The organism is Streptomyces sp. DT190 (assembly GCF_049846985.1).
Taxonomy (GTDB): Bacteria; Actinomycetota; Actinomycetes; order Streptomycetales; family Streptomycetaceae; genus Streptomyces.
Genome location: NZ_JBNCNM010000024.1, coordinates 16,363 through 31,988 on the forward strand (window position 1 = coordinate 16,363; position 15,626 = coordinate 31,988).

General features: G+C 69.9%; 15 protein-coding genes and 2 pseudogenes. 9 read left to right on the forward strand and 8 right to left on the reverse strand.

The features are described 5' to 3' along the window. Nucleotides 1-3: 3 nt before the first annotated feature. A complete protein-coding gene (locus ACPXCS_RS31815) occupies nt 4-1,059 on the reverse strand; it encodes a ferredoxin reductase (protein ID WP_425950930.1) in 1,056 nt (351 codons plus the stop codon). A gap of 87 nt (nt 1,060-1,146) precedes the next feature. On the opposite strand from ACPXCS_RS31815, the gene ACPXCS_RS31820 reads away from it, so the two are divergent. Beyond that, on the forward strand, nt 1,147-2,286 hold the full coding sequence (locus ACPXCS_RS31820; protein WP_425950929.1) for a PucR family transcriptional regulator: 1,140 nt from the start codon (nt 1,147-1,149) through the stop codon (nt 2,284-2,286). A 288-nt stretch (nt 2,287-2,574) separates the two neighbouring features. Here ACPXCS_RS31820 and ACPXCS_RS31825 read toward each other — a convergent pair whose 3' ends face one another. Together ACPXCS_RS31825 and ACPXCS_RS31830 are read right to left on the reverse strand one after the other, a co-directional pair. Continuing rightward, nucleotides 2,575-5,283 (reverse strand): Helicase associated domain protein, encoded by a 2,709-nt coding sequence (locus ACPXCS_RS31825; RefSeq protein WP_425950928.1) that lies wholly within the window; start codon nt 5,281-5,283, stop codon nt 2,575-2,577. Continuing rightward, on the reverse strand, nt 5,280-6,131 hold the full coding sequence (locus ACPXCS_RS31830; RefSeq protein ID WP_425950927.1) for a hypothetical protein: 852 nt from the start codon (nt 6,129-6,131) through the stop codon (nt 5,280-5,282). Before ACPXCS_RS31830 ends, ACPXCS_RS31825 begins: the two co-directional genes overlap by 4 nt. Nucleotides 6,132-6,284: 153 nt before the next feature. On the opposite strand from ACPXCS_RS31830, the gene ACPXCS_RS31835 reads away from it, so the two are divergent. Beyond that, a complete protein-coding gene (locus tag ACPXCS_RS31835; protein ID WP_425971073.1) occupies nt 6,285-6,770 on the forward strand; it encodes a hypothetical protein in 486 nt (161 codons plus the stop codon). Nucleotides 6,771-7,216: 446 nt separating this feature from the next. After that, the gene (locus ACPXCS_RS31840; protein ID WP_425950925.1) at nt 7,217-7,693 is read left to right on the forward strand and encodes a hypothetical protein; all 477 of its coding nucleotides are present in this window, start codon (nt 7,217-7,219) and stop codon (nt 7,691-7,693) included. A gap of 46 nt (nt 7,694-7,739) precedes the next feature. Here ACPXCS_RS31840 and ACPXCS_RS31845 read toward each other — a convergent pair whose 3' ends face one another. Further along, on the reverse strand, nt 7,740-8,201 hold the full coding sequence (locus ACPXCS_RS31845; RefSeq protein ID WP_425971076.1) for a hypothetical protein: 462 nt from the start codon (nt 8,199-8,201) through the stop codon (nt 7,740-7,742). Nucleotides 8,202-8,623: 422 nt separating this feature from the next. Between ACPXCS_RS31845 and ACPXCS_RS31850 the strand changes: the two genes are divergently transcribed. Both ACPXCS_RS31850 and ACPXCS_RS31855 read left to right on the forward strand, forming a co-directional pair. Continuing rightward, nucleotides 8,624-8,926, forward strand: a complete 303-nt coding sequence (locus ACPXCS_RS31850) for a hypothetical protein (RefSeq protein ID WP_425950923.1) — start codon at nt 8,624-8,626, stop codon at nt 8,924-8,926. A 435-nt stretch (nt 8,927-9,361) separates the two neighbouring features. Continuing rightward, nucleotides 9,362-9,574, forward strand: coding sequence for a hypothetical protein (locus ACPXCS_RS31855; RefSeq protein WP_425950922.1), 213 nt, complete (start codon nt 9,362-9,364; stop codon nt 9,572-9,574). Between the two features lie 95 nt (nt 9,575-9,669). Here the strand turns inward: ACPXCS_RS31855 and ACPXCS_RS31860 are convergent. Next, nucleotides 9,670-9,970 (reverse strand): annotated as a pseudogene (locus ACPXCS_RS31860) (ATP-binding protein); the annotation flags it as partial. 393 nt (nt 9,971-10,363) lie between these two features. Between ACPXCS_RS31860 and ACPXCS_RS31865 the strand changes: the two are divergent. Then, complete coding sequence (locus ACPXCS_RS31865) at nt 10,364-11,074, forward strand: tectonin domain-containing protein (protein WP_425950921.1); 711 nt, start codon at nt 10,364-10,366, stop codon at nt 11,072-11,074. A gap of 174 nt (nt 11,075-11,248) precedes the next feature. Here ACPXCS_RS31865 and ACPXCS_RS31870 read toward each other — a convergent pair. Further along, nucleotides 11,249-11,359, reverse strand: a pseudogene (locus ACPXCS_RS31870) (IS5/IS1182 family transposase); the annotation flags it as partial. Nucleotides 11,360-11,831: 472 nt separating this feature from the next. On the opposite strand from ACPXCS_RS31870, the gene ACPXCS_RS31875 reads away from it, so the two are divergent. Continuing rightward, a complete protein-coding gene (locus ACPXCS_RS31875; RefSeq protein ID WP_425950920.1) occupies nt 11,832-12,266 on the forward strand; it encodes a hypothetical protein in 435 nt (144 codons plus the stop codon). Nucleotides 12,267-12,334: 68 nt separating this feature from the next. On the opposite strand, the gene ACPXCS_RS31880 is transcribed toward ACPXCS_RS31875, so the two are convergent. Beyond that, nucleotides 12,335-12,712, reverse strand: a complete 378-nt coding sequence (locus ACPXCS_RS31880) for an STAS domain-containing protein (RefSeq protein WP_425950919.1) — start codon at nt 12,710-12,712, stop codon at nt 12,335-12,337. 180 nt (nt 12,713-12,892) lie between these two features. Here ACPXCS_RS31880 and ACPXCS_RS31885 point away from each other — a divergent pair, with 180 nt between their 5' ends. Next, nucleotides 12,893-13,369, forward strand: coding sequence for an ATP-binding protein (locus ACPXCS_RS31885; protein WP_425950918.1), 477 nt, complete (start codon nt 12,893-12,895; stop codon nt 13,367-13,369). A 332-nt stretch (nt 13,370-13,701) separates the two neighbouring features. Here ACPXCS_RS31885 and ACPXCS_RS31890 read toward each other — a convergent pair whose 3' ends face one another. After that, complete coding sequence (locus ACPXCS_RS31890; protein WP_425950917.1) at nt 13,702-14,532, reverse strand: nucleotidyltransferase domain-containing protein; 831 nt, start codon at nt 14,530-14,532, stop codon at nt 13,702-13,704. A 332-nt stretch (nt 14,533-14,864) separates the two neighbouring features. Between ACPXCS_RS31890 and ACPXCS_RS31895 the strand changes: the two genes are divergently transcribed. Beyond that, entirely contained in the window at nt 14,865-15,620 is a 756-nt protein-coding gene (locus ACPXCS_RS31895; RefSeq protein ID WP_425950916.1) for a hypothetical protein, read from the forward strand. Nucleotides 15,621-15,626: the final 6 nt, after the last annotated feature.

The window sequence follows — 15,626 nt, forward strand, 5'->3', positions numbered from 1 at the left end:
CTCCTACCGTTCGATGTCGCAGGGGCCCGCGGCGGCGGACACACAGGTCTGGATGAGGACGCCCGGCTCGGCCTCGGTGATCTCGCCGGTGCGCAGGTCGCGGACTGCACCAGCCTTGAGCGGCGTGACGCAGCCGAAGCAGATGCCCATGCGGCACCCGGAGGGCATGAGCACGCCGGCCTCCTCGCCGACGTCGAGGAGCGGCGTGGCGCCGTCCGCGTCGACGGTCTTGCCGGTGCCGCTGAACGTGACCTCGCCGCCTTCGCCGGTGACGACCATGCCGGGGCGGAAGCGTTCGGTGTGCAGGCGCTCGGGCACACCGTGCTCGGCCCAGTGCTTCTCGGCGGCGTCGAGCAGGCCCGCGGGCCCGCAGGCCCAGGTCTCGCGTTCGGCCCAGCCGGGCACGAGTTCGTCGAGACGGGCGAGGTCGAGGAGGCCGTCGGTGGCGGTGTGCACCTCGGTGAGCCGCAGCTTCTGGTCCGCGACCAGGCCGTGCAGTTCGTCACGGAAGATCACCTCCTGCGGCCGTGGCGCGCAGTGGACCATGACGACGTCGTCGAACTCGGTGTCGCGCAACATGCCCATCACCGGGGTGATGCCGCTGCCGGCCGTCAGGTAGAGGACCTTGGCGGGCTTGGCCCGCGGCAGCACGAAGTCACCGGTCGCCTGGTCGAGCTGGACCAGCGTGCCCGGCTTCGCCCTGCGGACCAGGTGGTTGCTGACCTTGCCGTCCGCGATCGCCTTCACGGTGATCGTGAAGCGGCCGTCCTGGCGGTTCGTCGCAGAGGTGAGGGAGTAGGCACGCCACAGGCGCACCCCGTCGACGTCGACCCCGATCCGCACGTACTGACCGGCTGTGTGGCCGCGCCAGCCCCGTCCCGGCCGGATCACGATGGTCGCGGCGTCAGCCGTCTCGGGGTGCACGGCCTCGATGCGCCCACGCAGGTCGGCGCCCGCACGCAGCGGACTGACCAGGTCGAGGTAGTCCGACGGCAGCAGCGGCGTCGTGACCATCTCCAACAGTTTCCACGCCCTGCTGCGGAGGGCTGCACTCGTCATGACTCCAGCTTGCTGCGCCTCAAGGCGTAAAGTCCTGACCGCAGGACGTGAATCTGGCCGACCGAATTGTTCGCAGGGAACAAAAACATGAGCCGTGCAATCCAGAGGGCCAGCGAACTTGCCCTGGACGAGACGACGGTCACCGCACTGCGGGCCGCGCTGAAGACCACCGCCGACGAGGTCGTCCAGGCGATCATCGACGAGGTCCCTCCCTACGCCAACGCCCTCTCGGGTCACATGGGCGCCACCATCCGCAGAGCAGTCCGCACCGCTCTGGGGCACTACCTGGACCTCGCGAGCGGGAACGCCACGGGCGGCGACGCCGGCGACGCGGCATACGAGCTGGGCCGCGGCGAGGTACGCGACGGCCGCTCGATGGACGCCCTGCTCAGCGCCTACCGCGTCGGCGCCCGCGTGGCCTGGCGGTGCCTGGCAGCGGGCGCCGTACCCGCGGGCCTGCCCGCCGCCGAGGTCGCCAAGTTCGCCGAGCTGACCTTCGCCTACATCGACGAGCTCTCCGCCGCGAGCGCCGCGGGCCACGCCGACGAACTGGCCGCCCGGGGCAGAGCCCACGAGCGCCACCTGGAACACCTGGCCCGCGACCTCCTCGCCGGCGCGAGCCCGGACGTGCTGCTGGCCTCCGCCCAACGGGCCGGTTGGCAGCCTCCGGTTTCGCTGACCGCGGTCCTGCTGCCCGCCGCCCAGGCCCGGCCCGCCTACCGCGACCTCGACCCGAGCACCCTCGTCCTCGACGACCTGCCGGACGCCACCGGTGTGCTGCTCGTCCCCGATGCCGACCGATCCCATCTGCTGCGGCAGCTGACCGACCGCACCGCCGTGGCCGGCCCGGCCCGGCCATGGACTCGTGCGTCCGCCTCCTACGCACGAGCCGCACGCGCGCGCTCCCTGGCCTGCGACATCCGCGACACCGAGGACCACCTGCCCGAGCTGGTGCTGAGCGCCGACATGGACGCGTTCGCAGACCTGCGTGCCCGAGCCCTCGCACCATTGCGGACCTTGCCCGTCGCGACCGCACGGCGGCTGGAGGAGACGTTGCGGGCGTGGCTGCTGCACCAGGGCAGACGGGACGAGGTGGCGGCGGCGCTGTTCATCCATCCCCAGACCGTCCGGTACCGGATGTCGCAGCTGCGGGAGCTGTTTCCGGACCTCGCATCGCCACACCGGGTCCTCGAACTGACGCTCGCGCTCGGTCTTCGGGCCGGCTGACGAGTACCGCCTCGTGCCCGGTGCCGTCAACTGGCTCACGCGACCCGAGCGAAGCAGAGGCAACAGGATGAAACCGGCGCCTTTCCCCGCTGCTCGTCATCGACACCGCATTCTGACCGCGGGCGACGCACACCCCGCACCCCGAGTACCGCATCCGGGATCGGCTCCCCGAGCCCGCCGGCCCGCCCCACGGCCGCGCCGCACGATCTCGCAGCGCCTGCCAGGGCCGGCCACGGGCGGGGTCCGCGGACAGCCCGATCGTGACGCCCTCCGCAAGCTAAGGGCCGGTTACGCGGAAGGTACGCATTTCGTACGTGTTTGGTACGCCGTCACGCCCGCCCATTCCATGCCGAGGTGTCGTAGTGCGTCGAGCTGCTCCACCGTAAGCCGGTCTCTCCTGGATTTGGTGTTCGAAATCCATACGCCCAGTCGTACAGGCACCGGTTCCGTTTCGCCGTCGACCTCGACCTCGACGACCGCGCCGCGCGGGACCGGCCTGTCACCCTCCTTCTCCACCCACTGTGTGAGGGCCGCAAGTCCCCGCTGGAACGCCGCCTGGGCCTTGCTCGGCCGCTTCGCTGCACGAGCGGCTTCCGGGGTGGGAGACGGCGCCTGGTCGCGCTGTACGCCCAGCTTCGACAGTCGCTGCTGCTGTTCGGTCGACAGCTGGGCCCAGGTGCCTGGGTTCTTCTGCCGCTTCAGCCATCGTCCGATGTCATCGCCTTCGAACAGCACCCCCGGTTCGATGGTCGGCAGGGCGCCGTCGGCGTCGACCAGGTCCGCCAGGACGCGGTAGTGCCGCTGCCAGTCCAGCGGCCAGGGGCAGTTCCAGTCCTCGTCGACCGCAGCCAACTGCCGCGCGCGAACGGCGGCCCGCTCCGGATCCTTGCCCAGACCGCCCTTCCGGCGCAGGTTCGCCATGTGCTGTCCGACCGGCACCGGGCCGCTGCCGGCCGGGTCGTCCCACACCGCGTCCTGACGCGGGGCGAGGTGCCCGGTGGCCCGCCGGTAGGACCGGAGCGCGGCGAGCTTGGCCTCCCAGGCTTCCTCGCCGGGCTCCCAGACCATCCCGGCCTCCGGCGCGTCCAGCAGGGTCTTGCGCCGCTCCTCCAGTCCACCGGCCCGCAGCGCCTTGCGCTGCTGGTGGACCCACCGCCCAAGCGGAAAATCCTTCGTGACCCCTACTTCCACCTCGACGTCGTAGGGCACGGCGTAGAGGCCGGTGATCTCGTTCTCCTTCCGCCAGCGGAGCAGGGCTTGGTAGCCCTCCAGCCAGACCAGGGACTCGGGCCGGTACACCCGCGTACGGAGGAAGGCCGCGATGGTCGCGGCGTCGCGCGGGCTGGAGAAGTGCAGCAGGGCGGCTTCGGAGGCGGTCGGAGTGTCGTCCTGCTCCTGGTCCTCGCCGTCACCGTCGCCGCCGACCCCGACGATCCGCCCCTCTTCGTCGCGCCGGATGTGGACCTTGCGCTTGCCGCTGGTGAGCGCGCGGGAGGCGAGCTGCTCGACCAGGCGCTCATCATGCGAGCGCAGCCCCTGGAGGACCGCTACAAGAGGGCGGAACGAGGCGCTGGCGACCATGTCGGTCGGGTCCTCGCCGGGCTCCAGGAACACCGGCACGATGATCCGCGCGACCTTCGTACTGCCGTCCTTGTTGAGCCTCAGCGCGCGGCCGATGTTCTGCACGATCTCCACCTGCGAGCCGCGGGTGTCGGCGAAGCAGATCGCTTCCACGCCCCGCTCGCCGGTGATGTCTACGCCTTCCCCGAGCACGCGAACGCTGGCGAGGAAGGCGCGGTGGACTCGGCGCCCGGCGGCGTCGATGCCGTTGGCGAACTGGCGCAGGACTTCGCGGCGTTCGGTGACGAGGTGGTCGCCGCACAGCCATGCCGACCACACGCGGTCCGGGGGTACGTGGCGGCCGGCCTCGAGTTCGTAGAACTCCGCGTCGATGGAGGACTTCGGCAGCTTGTCCGCGGCCGCCAGGTCCTCGTCGAAGGCGTCGTTCATGTACAGCGCGGCCGCCGTCTCGGGCAGCTTCTCCGCGAACGCGGCGGCCTCCTCCACCTTCTGGTGGAACGTCATGACCGTACGCAAGTTGTACGCCGCCGCGTGCTCCAGGAGCACGGTCTGCAGAAGCGCCAGGCGCCGGCCGCGCCGGGCTTCCTCGGACTCCCCGAGGACGGGGGAGGGGTCGCGGATCTCCAGGACGTCGATCTCGAACCCGGCGAGGATTCCGCGCTCGATCGCCTCCGACAGCCCGAGTTCTGCGATCCACGCGCCGTAGGTTCCCTCCGGGTCGTCAGCCATGGACGCGATCTCCAGCTCCTGGCCGTCCGCGCCTTTCTGCGGGCGGGGCGAGGCGAGGATGCGCGGGGTCGCGGTGAGGTAAAGCCGGAAGTCGGCGGGGATCCGGGCGTTGTCGTGGATCGCCGCCCACGGCCGACCAAGATCACCGGCGGTTCCGTGCGCCTCATCCACGATCGCGAAATCGAATGGGGCCATCTGCTGGCCGTAGAGCCGCTCTCCGCCTGCCAGGGCGGCTTCCAGCGGCCCGCGGACCTTCCGCTGGCCCTCGGATGCGTCGATGTCCTCGCGGTCCACGAGAGAGGCGTAGGTGGCGAACACGACCACAGGCCCGGACCCCGCCCACAGGGCGAGCTGGATGGGGTTGGTGGTGGTGCGCACCCGCAGCGAGTTCAGGACCGGGTCGTTCTCCAGCGAGCACACCGCGACCATCGGCGCCTGATGACCCACCAGACGCCAGGCCTGGGCTGTCTGCACGAGCAGGTCCAGGGCCGGCACGGTCACGAGGATCCGGCCGTTGGGGAAGCAGTCTCGTGCTGCCCAGGCGGCGGTGATGGTCTTGCCCGATCCGGTCGCCGAGACGAGGGTGCCGCGGGCGCCCCGGGTGGGAACAGGGGCGCGTTCGGGGCGGCCGGCCCAGGCGCGGATTGCGGCGACCGCGGTCACCTGGTGCTCGCGGAGGTGGATCATCCGAGCCGCTCCTCTGCGTGCGGGGCCGGTGAGGCTTTCGTGGTGGCGACGGCCGGCCGGGCCGTGGCGGCCTTGCGGCGGCGGTGTTCGCGTTGGGCTTGGGCGCGGGCGCATTCGCGGGTGCAGTACTTGATGCCGCTGGTGCGGTTCTGGCCGTATTCGGCGCGGCCGCGCTGGCGGACGAAGTCCCGCCCGCAGGTCTCGTTCGCGCAGATGCGGATGGTGGCGTCCTCGGCGAGGTGGTTGTACAGCTGGAGGAAGGCGGCGGAGAGGATGGACGGCTGGCGGTCGGTGAGGCTGCCCAGACCGACGCTGAAGGGGGCGAGGTTGTAGCGCAGGGCCGACCGGAGCAGGGCCAGCCGCAGGCCGAGGGCGGTGGATCGGAGCTCTTCCAGGGTTGTGGGGTAGCCGCTGTCGTCGTGGTCGTTCTCGGCTGCGATGTCGGCCAGGTGCTGTTCGGTGACTTCTGTTTCGACGAGTTCGTCCAGGCCGCCGGGGCGCCGGCATGCCAACCACGTGGCAATGGCGCCCTGGGCCTCGCTGATGTGGAGGCGCACGAGCTCGCCGTGCAGAGACCAGGGGCCATAACGGGGATGCTCACGCTCCTGGAGTTCCTGCAGACGGCTGTGCTCTTCGTAGTCCCAGCTGCCGGCCTCGATGCTGCCGCCCAGGTGCCCGTACTTGCTCATCCAACCGGCCACGGTGGCCAGGTCTGCCGGATCCACCTCCATCAACTCGCGCAGGTAGAAGTCGTCCGGCAACGACGTCCTTTCGACGGCCCGGTCGAGGTCCTGGACAGTCCACACGATCCAGTCACCCTCGGCCCGGACCCCGTGCATGGGTGTCATCTCCGGCAGGGGAACCGGCGTCCCCGGCCAAAGCGTGGGACGAAAACGTGGGTCTGCGTATGCCGCCATGAAGGGCATCATAACGGTGAGCACGTAGTACGAATAAGGAGAACGTTCGTATCACCCAGGGGTGAAGGTGTGGGAGGGGACGCCGTGGTGACGCCGTGGCAGGAGCGTAAGGCGGTCGGGGACGCACACGAGCAGCGCGTCGCGGCGGCGCTCGCGGCGCAGGGGTGGACGGTCGAACGCTGCGGGCAGGGCACCTACCCACCCGCGATCCGGCAGGCCCTGGCCTGCACCACCTCGGCGCTGCGCTGGTTCCCTGACCTGATCGCCGCCCGCGCCGGCGAGGTCGTCACGATCGACGCGAAGGACTGCCTGCCCAGCAGATCCTCCGGCCGGTACGCCGTCGCCGACGAAGCCGTCCACGCCGGCCTGCAGTTCATCGCCGCCAACCGGCCGACCCCGCTGTACTACGTGTTCGGGGACCTGCGCGTTTTGACCCCGGTCGAGGTCCTCCACTACACCGGCCACGCCGAGCGCCGGCACGACGGCGCCTACCGCCTGGTCAGCACCCGCCAAGCGCACTCCTTCGACGCTGTCTTCGGCCGCCGTCTGCCGTTGCGCGCGGCGGGCTGACCGCCCATAGAGCCGCCCGCGCAACGCCAGCAGGCCCGCGTCGCAGTCACCCAGGGCGGGGAAGCCCCGCTCATCCATGCGTCCCGGGCGGTCCGCGCCGACTGCGTTCAGCACGGACCGCGCCCAGCTTCACACAGAGACACCAGCGCGCTGGCTACCGGACCCGCTTCAGGCAGGTCCGCGGCACCTGGCCGCCCGGCACGATGCCCCACACGTTCCCGCCCCGGCCGCACTTGCGGTAGGCCGGACCGTGTTCGGTCCGGGCGATGGCAACGGTGCACGAGGTCACTCGGTCACCGCGGTGGAGGTAGTGGTGTACCGGGCTGTTGGGCGTGGCAACCGGACCGTCGTTCCACGCCGGTCGCCGTACTGCCACTGTCCGCCCCGTGACTTCCCACGTAGTCAGAAGATCACCCGGCCGTGGGTGAGCTGGGCCGGAGTTCACGGTGCTCTGGTCACTCGCCGAGGAGTGGTACCCGGGCGGCATCGAGATCGGTGCGGACGCGGTGTGGCCGGACGGGATGGCGCCACCGGCCGGCCGCATCTCGGGCGACGTCGACGGCCACTTCCATGACGACGTCGGGCTGCACCAGGTGCACATCGAGGGTGCGCTGTGTCCCCCACCCCGCGCTGAACGTCCACCCGTCCCAGGGGTGCGCGGCCGCGGGTGGGGTGAGCAGCTGGGCGAGGGCGCGGCCGGCAGTCTGGGACAGGGTGGTGCTGCGGCCGGTGCACTGCAGGCGCCCGGCGCGGTCGTAGCGGCCCAGCAGAACCGTGCCGGACGCGGCCAGCGAGCCGGTACCGCCCCCACGATGGCCTCCGTGGTCACCCTGATCTTGTACTTCCTCCACGAGCGCACCGGCCGGTACGGCTCGTCCAGCCTCTTGAAGCACAGGCCCTCCAGCCCGGCCGCCGTCCACTGAAGCCACTGCTGCGCGACGGTCGGGTCGGTGGTCGACGGACACAACGTCAGCGGCCCGGCCCGGCCAGGCCCCGCTCGGCGAACAGTGCTTCGAGAGCTGCGCGCCGCTGCCGGTACGGCCAGCCGGTCAGGTCGCTCTCGCCCTGGTGGAGCAGGTCGAAGGCAACGTAGTGCGCGGGCCACTTGCCCGCGGCCTCGCTCGCGCCCCTGCCGCGGCGGGCCAGGCGCTGCTGCAGCCGCTCGAACGCCAGCCTGCCGGCCTCCCACACCACCAGCTCGCCATCGAGGCCGGTGTCCGCCGGCAGCTGCGCGAGGGCCGCGGACCGGATCTCGGGAAACGAGCCGGTCATGTCCGTGCCCTGCCGCGAGCGCAGCAGCACCCTTCCGCCGCGGTGCACGGCGAGTTGCGCCCGGTAGCCGTCCCATTTCGGCTCCGCCGCCCACCCGGCGGGCAGGGTGGGGCTGTCCACGGGCACGGTCAGCATCGGCTCAGGCAAAGACCACGTCATGCCGTGATGCCTTCCACGCGAGCCACCGGCAGACCGGCCACCAGGGCCGTGGTCACTCGGGGCGCACTCACCTTGGTGACCTGCTCCGCCCTCTGACGTGCCCGGTCCTGCAGGAAGCCCTGCGGCTTTCGGCCACACTGCATTCCTGTGGGCGGTCTGGAACTCGTCATGTCATGGGGCTCCCGGAAGGTGCAGATGGGGGAAACGGTTCCTGGGTGGCGGGTCCCGATGGCGGCCGTCCCGGGCTGACTGGCTGGGAGTTCACCGCCACGGCCGTGGTTCTGTGGCAGGAAGTGCATGGTGCCATGGAAGGGTTTGAGTCGCTTCACGCCGGATTGCACCGGAACGGGACCTTGCTGGCCATGCTTCTTCGTGGGCGCCGACACGGTACGGGCGCTGACGAACAGAAGGGCAGTCACATCATGAGCATGATGCAGTCCGGCAAGATCGCCCTGAGCTCCAATCACCCCACGGAGAAGACGGGCGGTAAGACCAGCACCTTCACACGCGTCAACTTCCCGACGCCGTTCCCGGCCGGCTCCGAGGTGATCGTGCAGACCACCGTCCAGACCTTCAACGGCCCCCAGACCCCGGGTGTACGGCTCCACGACGTGAACGAGACCGGCTTCCTGATCAGGCTGAACGAGGTCTACAGCTCGGAGACCGGCACGGCCGACGGCCTCCACGCGGAGGAGATCATCGGCTGGACCGCCTACACGGTCTGACCTCCCGGCCGTCCTCCCGGCTACGCACCGCGCTCAACGACGCACCGCGCCGGCCTCCCGGCCGCGCGCGGTGCAGCTGGCTGTCGGTGCTCCGAGCGCCGCGCATGGGGCTCTGCAGCATTCCGCGGGCGCCCGGTTGCTTCCGTGTGATTGCGGTCAGCCATCAGCGGCATGGCCCATACGATGGCCGGTGTGACAGCCCGCCGCGCTCTCGGCTCTGGCCCGCAGGACGCGCGCAGCGTCCGTGCCTCGCAGGCCGACCTCCTCGACGCACTGCCAGGAGTCCGTCTCCCTGATCTCGCTATGCCCTGGTCAAGGCTGCGGATCCAGCCTGACAGGGGCGCTTTGCTGCCAACAGCCGCGAATCGGCCCGCCGCCCAAACCCCCTCGCACTACACCAGGTGGTGAAGGTGCCTGGAGTGGAGGGCTGGCCTGATGTTGGTGACGATCAACGTGGCGGTTCTGCTGGCGGTCATCATCATCCTGCGGCTGCGTCGGCGTACGCAGGCGCGCAGCCGGAACGACGAGAAGCTGACCGTTGTCATCGTGCTGGTCTTCGGGGTGCTGATCGCTCCGACAGCGTTCGGACAGTGGATCCTGGACGTGGTCGTTCAGATCGTGCAGGGCGTTTCCCAGACAGGGCGCTGAGGCGGGACACAGCCGGCCTGCCGCCGGCGAGGGAACCGCTCGTCACCCGCCCGTGGCCCTGCAGGAACAGCGGAGGGGATCGGCGGCCGGACGGGTCAGACCAGGCGGCCGGTGATGTCGCCGCCCGGGTCGTCAGCCAGCACCACTGCGGCCTTAATCCGCTTGCCCACGGGCTCGCGGTGCACCTCGATGCTGCGGCAGACGGCCATCACGATCTCCAGTCCGTGCTGACCTACCCGGTCCGGGTCCGCGGCCTTGGCGACCGGCAGGACCGGTTCGCTGTCCCACACCGTGACCTCTACAGCTCCGTCGCTGATCTCCAGCGTCAGCAGGCACGGGCCCGGAGCGTATTTGCGGGCGGGCGTTGGTGACCAGCTCGCTCACCACCAGCTGGACTCAGAGAGGCGCTTCGGAGGTCGGCGACCAGCTGGAGATCACACGCTCGCCTCCTGCTGCGCGCTCGGCGAGGACGATTCGGGCGTCGTTGATGCCGCCCCACAAACCGATCCATGACCGGTACTGGTGCTCCTCGCCCGATGCGCCGGAAGTCCTGTGCCGCTTCGTGGGGAGCACAGACCGATGCTCATGTCGATAGCCCATGGGTGGGACAGTGTGCCCGGCCGAAGCGCCCCCAGCCGAGCCGGATCCGCCGCGCCCTTACAAGGCAACGGGAACTGAAACCGTGATTTACTGGCTCGTTTGACATTAAGACAAGTATTCGCCCCTTTTATCGCGGTCATCTCGTCGCTCAGTGTCGTAGGGCAACAGCGGCTCGACGGAGGGGACTTCATGGCGGATTGGGTAAAGGTCAACGGCGGTCTCTCGGCCATCTCGGCGGGGTCCAGGACGACGGTGTGGGGTGTGAACTCCGCGAATGCCATCTACCGGTACACGAACTTCGACGGCAGCCCCTGGGTCAACATTCCGGGTGGGCTGAGCGACATCGGTGCCGCGGCGGACGGCACCGTGTGGGGCGTCAACAGCGGCCACCAGGTCTTCCGGTACACCGGCGACCAGAGCACGACGAACTGGGTGGGCATCAACGGCAGCCTGGTCCGCATCGACGCGGGTTCCCGGACGAACGTGTGGGGAGTTGACTCCGCCGGCGCCATCTACCGGTACACCAACCACGACACCAACCCGTGGCTCAAGATCCCCGGAGGGCTGAGCGACATCGGTGCCGCGGCGGACGGCACCGTGTGGGGCGTCAACAGCGGCCACCAGGTCTTCCGATACACCGGGGACCAGGACAGCTCGAACCCGTGGAAGAGCGTCAACGGCAGCCTGAAGCGGATCGCAGTGGGCTCCCGCACCAACGTGTGGGGCGTCGATCCGGCAGGCAGCATCTACCGGTACACCAACAACGACGCCAGCGGCACCAACCCCTGGGTCAACGTCCCCGGCAACGCCACCGACATCGCCGCGGGCGCCGACGGCACCGTGTGGCACGTCAACAGCGCCGGCGCGATCTACAGGTACACCGGGGACCAGCCAAGCTGATCCAGCCCCGGCATCCGTGCGGGCCCCGACAACAAGTCGGGGCCCGCACGGATGCACCCCCCGGAGTTCAGCAACAGGCACTGTGACAGCCGGGTCTGGTCGCGTCAGCTGCGGAAACCCGAGCTCCAGGTGCCGCCGTTCTTCCGCGTCGATCACCTGCCGGTGATCGCCACGAGGCGGGCAGCGGCTGTCCGCAGCGAGGTGGATCTTGGTGGCCAGCCCGCCGCGGGGCCGTCCGAGGGCATGGTCGTCCGGCTCGTCGGCCGGGCCCCTTTTGACGGGCCCCGGCGGTGTGCTGGACAGCTCGCGGTGGCGGGCGCTGTCCGCGGGAGAAATCGCGGGCAGCGTGCTGGCGGTGCTGCGCTGTGACCAGGCGGCCCGGCGACCTGGCCGACGGCAACCAGATACACCTCACCACCGTGACTCGGTGCGTCAGGGAAGTCGTCGTGTCGGTCTGCTGGCCGCCCGCGCCCCACGCCTGACCGCGCACTGAAGAAGACCACCGGAAAGGACTGCGGAGTCGCGCTGCTGGACGGCACGCTGATCCGCACCCGGCGCAGGACCAGGAAGGAGAACCGGAAGGGCAGCAGGCCGCGACGCCGCGTCGCTCCGGCCGGCGCTCGCCGGTCTGTTGGATCACCGGGTGGGCGAACATCAAGCCCCCGACAGCAAACGTCAGATGCATCTTTTCTACCGGGACGGGTGGCATCCGACTGAACATGTCGTGCCCTGTGACTGCCTTACTTAGCGTAAAGGCATGACAACTCCAGCAAGTTACCGGCAGGGCTCGACATGGCTCCAGACCAGCCCGGTCGACTTCAACCACTCACTCACCGGTGCCGACAGGACCGACGAGCGGATCTCCGAGATCCCGGAACTCACGATCCCCTTCCCCGGAGTGTGGGAGATCTCGTACCACGCCCGCTCATACACCGGCGGGACCGCAGCGGCGAGCTTGCTCGTCCGTACTGCACTGTTCAAGAACGGCCAGGTCATCCCCGGCACAGAAGCACTGACCGGTGGGAGCGTGGGAATGCAGACCACCCCCGGGCAGACGATACTGGAGAATTTCACCATCGGAGACGTCATCACGCTCCACGCGTACCGCATCGGGACGGGCAGCGCCCAAGTCATCAGCAACGCCGACGGACGTACAGGAGTCATGGCGCACTGGGTGAGCCCCGGGTTCTAGGGCCTGTTGTGGCAGTGCTGGTCGCAGCCACTCTTTGATGGCTGCGACCAGCACTGTCGCACCTCCGCCTATTCGGACAGTGCCTCTTCGCGGGTTTCGCGAATATCGAGAAACTCGTCGATACCCACAATCTGAAAGGTGCGCATGACGGTCGTGCCCACGCTTACCAGGCGCAGCCACCCGCCGACTTGGGCGAGGGAGCGGTGGGCGGTGATGAAGAGGTTGATGCCGACGGAGTCCATGAAGGTCACCTGCCGCATGTCCACGACGACACGGGGACTGGGTGTGCCGGAGGGGTCGAGGGCCTGGTGCAAGACGTCACCGGTGTCGTGGTCGATCTCCCCGGCCACGGTCAGCACGCGGATCCCGTCAGCGGTGGAGGCCGTGACGGACAGACGGCCCGCCGGCACGGCCTGCTCGGCACCTGGCGTGTTGTCCTCGTCCATGCCGGTGATCCTGGCACACCAGAGCCTGCGCACCGAAAGGCCGTCACCAGGCCCCGGCCCAGGCCCTGAGATGATGTGACGATAGCGTGAAGCCGCCGGCCGACCAGGAGGCCTTCAGGCCTTATCCCACGGGCACGGGGTACGTGCCGGGACGTGAGCATGCTCCTGAAGGCGGCGGCAATGGATTCCACACAGGTGGACGAGGACGGCATCACGCCCGACACGGTCATTCAGGCCTCGGTGGCCCTGGACGGCGACGGCGCGGACATCGCCCACGCCCGCCGCATGGCGGCCGGCTTCCTCACCCGCGTCCAGGCCGAGCACGGCCTGGACGTCTCGCAACGCGCACTGGACCTGACCCAGCTGGTGGTCAGCGAGCTGGTCACCAACGCCCGCAAGTACGCCCCCGGCCCGATCCTGCTGGACCTGCGGATCGTCGGCGACCTAGTCGAGGTCGAGGTGTGGGACTCCGACCCGACCTTGCCGATAGCCCGCGCCGCGGACGCCGGACGGGTCGGCCAGCACGGCCTGGAAATCGTCATGGCCGTCGCCCAGGGCTACGAAGCCCAACGCGAGCCGGTCGGCAAACGCATCACCGCACGCCTCGCTCTGGCCGACGACCCCGACGGCGCCATCAACGGCCGGCCCCCGCTGTAGGAGCTCTACCCCCTGGCGGTGCTCGAACCAGGCCCACGGACGCACCCGGTTGCCGGGTGCGCGCACCAGCTGCTCGACCCGGCCGCGCTGCCAGACGACGGCTGCCGAAGGTTCGGCACGGGCGGCACGCCCCTTACATGGGAGCGGCCGGTGCCCAGTCCGCCGAAGCGGGTGGCAAGGGCACCGGCCAACCAAAGACCCTCACGAAGAGGACTCGGCCCCAGCATATCGGGCCCGTAGCCCCTAGAGATGATCTCAATTGGCGTTGAGCGGCGGCCGTGGCTGCCGGGCTGGGGCCACTGGATGAGTCCGGTGGCCCCAGCCGGATGTGGTCAGCGAGGGTCGTTCAGGCGGCTGCTGATCTGTTCGTGGAGTTCGTGCGGCAGGTGGATGGCCCAGCGGTCGGCGGCCTCGGCGGCCAGGTCGCGGCTCCAGCGCCAGCTGTTGCGTGCCGCCGTGCGCACCTCCTCGTCGCGGGCGGTAGCCGTGGTGGTGGCATAGCGATGGCGGTCGGTCTCGGGCAGGTCCTGTTCGAGCGCGCGGCTGGGGGTGAGCCAGTGGGCCGTGCTGTTGCGTAACAGGCGGCAGAGCTGGAGTTGCTGGGGCGCGATGACGGTGTGCAGCAGGGCGTGGGCGCGGGCGATCTCGCCGCGGGCCAGGACGTGGGCGAGCATGAGCGTCCAGTTGGTCAGCTCGTATGTGAGCTGCTGGGCGGTGGTCACCGGCTCGGGCGGCTGGAAGGTGGCCAGCTGCCGGGCCGCCTGGGTGAGCCGGCCGGTGCGGTCGAGCAGGACGGCGTCGTCGGGGCGGGGCAGGTGCACCATCCCTTGCCAGGTGGGGACTTCGTCGATGCCGGGACCGGCCGGGGTGAGGTGAAACTCGCCGCGCATCAGGTCGTCGAAGACGACGGCGAGGATGCCGTACATGTTGGTGTAGGAGAGCTGGAGCGGTGCGAGCTGCGCCAGGAAGCCGGGGCCGTCGAAGTCGGCGAGGCGGTCGTCCTGGATGTAGAGGTACGCCTCGATGTCGGAATGGGCGTCGGCCTCCCCCACGGTCCACGAGCCGTAGAGCAGTACGCCCTCCAGCCGGGCGTCGGCGTGGGCGAGCTGTCGCAGGCGTACGATGCGGTCGTCCAGGGCGGAACGGGCAGAGTGAACGGACATGGTGTGGTCGCGTCTCCTGAGGTGAGCGTGCGGGCACGCTGACGGGGCCCGGCATCTGCCGGGCGGATGTTTGTGGACCGTCGCGGCCCGCTCAGGAGAAGTTGCCCATGATCGAGATCATAGGGCACGGCTCAGCCGCCAAGTCGGCGGAAGCACGGTGCGCGGTCGGCCCGGACTGCGATGTGTCGGCTTCATGTCGGTGAGTTGGTGGCAGTGAGGGTAGGTCAGGTAGATCGTGTTTTTGCAGGTCTCTGGCTTTTGGCGGTGGCTGGCCGCTGACACGAGATGGTGCTTTGTGCTTTGGCGGCTGACGTGGGGCGGTACATCCGCAGGTGGCTGACTGTCATGACGGCGGCACATCGCACTACGTGCTCGGCAAGCGCGACGAAGAGGGCTTCTACGCCGTCACCGTCGACCAGATCCCGGCCGGAACCGTCCACCGCCGTCACGGCAGCTGGTACGCCACCATGCCCGGCCACCCCGTCCAGCGCGCCGCCGACCGGCACCAGGCCGCCGCCCACCTCGTCACCCTCATCGACCAGGGCAACCGCCCCACCGGCCCCGCCCCGGCACCGCGCACCCCGGCCAGCCCCATCGAAGGCCTGCGGGCCACCCGCTCCTACTCCCACCTCGTGCCTCAACTGCGCCTGAGCCTGGCGAACCTGGTCCGCGCCGCCGAGGCCATGGCCCGTCTCGCGGAACTCGGCTGGGAGCCGCTGGAGGGCTACCCCGGCGCCGACCAGCCCTGGCTGATGCAGTGCCGCCTGTGCGGCTGGAAGGGCCGCCGCTTCTGGAGCCACCTCCGCGGCCGCAACGGCGACGGCATCCCCCGCCCCGTCACCCGCCACCCCGGCTGCAAGCCCGTCTCCGAACACGCCCAGGCGCTCAGCGACCTCGCCGCCCTGCGCACCAGCACCTGCCCCTGCCCGCCCTTCCCCGACAAGCACCCGATGGACGTCGACGCCTGCCTGGACGTCCTCACCTCCGTCCAGGCCGCCCTGGACGGCAAGGCGCACATGTCCGCAGCCATCCACGCCCGCAGCATCCTGGAGCCCTGCTGTGGCGTACCTGTTGCGCAGGCTGATTGATCTTGG

Excerpts from the sequence above, each read along its gene's own strand:
- ACPXCS_RS31815 (WP_425950930.1), bottom strand. The coding sequence starts at position 1,059 with ATGACGAGTGCAGCCCTCCGCAGCAGGGCGTGGAAACTGTTGGAGATG.
- ACPXCS_RS31820 (WP_425950929.1), top strand. The coding sequence starts at position 1,147 with ATGAGCCGTGCAATCCAGAGGGCCAGCGAACTTGCCCTGGACGAGACG.
- ACPXCS_RS31825 (WP_425950928.1), bottom strand. The coding sequence starts at position 5,283 with ATGATCCACCTCCGCGAGCACCAGGTGACCGCGGTCGCCGCAATCCGC.
- ACPXCS_RS31830 (WP_425950927.1), bottom strand. The coding sequence starts at position 6,131 with ATGACACCCATGCACGGGGTCCGGGCCGAGGGTGACTGGATCGTGTGG.
- ACPXCS_RS31845 (WP_425971076.1), bottom strand. The coding sequence starts at position 8,201 with ATGACGTGGTCTTTGCCTGAGCCGATGCTGACCGTGCCCGTGGACAGC.
- ACPXCS_RS31850 (WP_425950923.1), top strand. The coding sequence starts at position 8,624 with ATGAGCATGATGCAGTCCGGCAAGATCGCCCTGAGCTCCAATCACCCC.
- ACPXCS_RS31855 (WP_425950922.1), top strand. The coding sequence starts at position 9,362 with ATGTTGGTGACGATCAACGTGGCGGTTCTGCTGGCGGTCATCATCATC.
- ACPXCS_RS31865 (WP_425950921.1), top strand. The coding sequence starts at position 10,364 with ATGGCGGATTGGGTAAAGGTCAACGGCGGTCTCTCGGCCATCTCGGCG.
- ACPXCS_RS31875 (WP_425950920.1), top strand. The coding sequence starts at position 11,832 with ATGACAACTCCAGCAAGTTACCGGCAGGGCTCGACATGGCTCCAGACC.
- ACPXCS_RS31880 (WP_425950919.1), bottom strand. The coding sequence starts at position 12,712 with ATGGACGAGGACAACACGCCAGGTGCCGAGCAGGCCGTGCCGGCGGGC.
- ACPXCS_RS31885 (WP_425950918.1), top strand. The coding sequence starts at position 12,893 with ATGGATTCCACACAGGTGGACGAGGACGGCATCACGCCCGACACGGTC.
- ACPXCS_RS31890 (WP_425950917.1), bottom strand. The coding sequence starts at position 14,532 with ATGTCCGTTCACTCTGCCCGTTCCGCCCTGGACGACCGCATCGTACGC.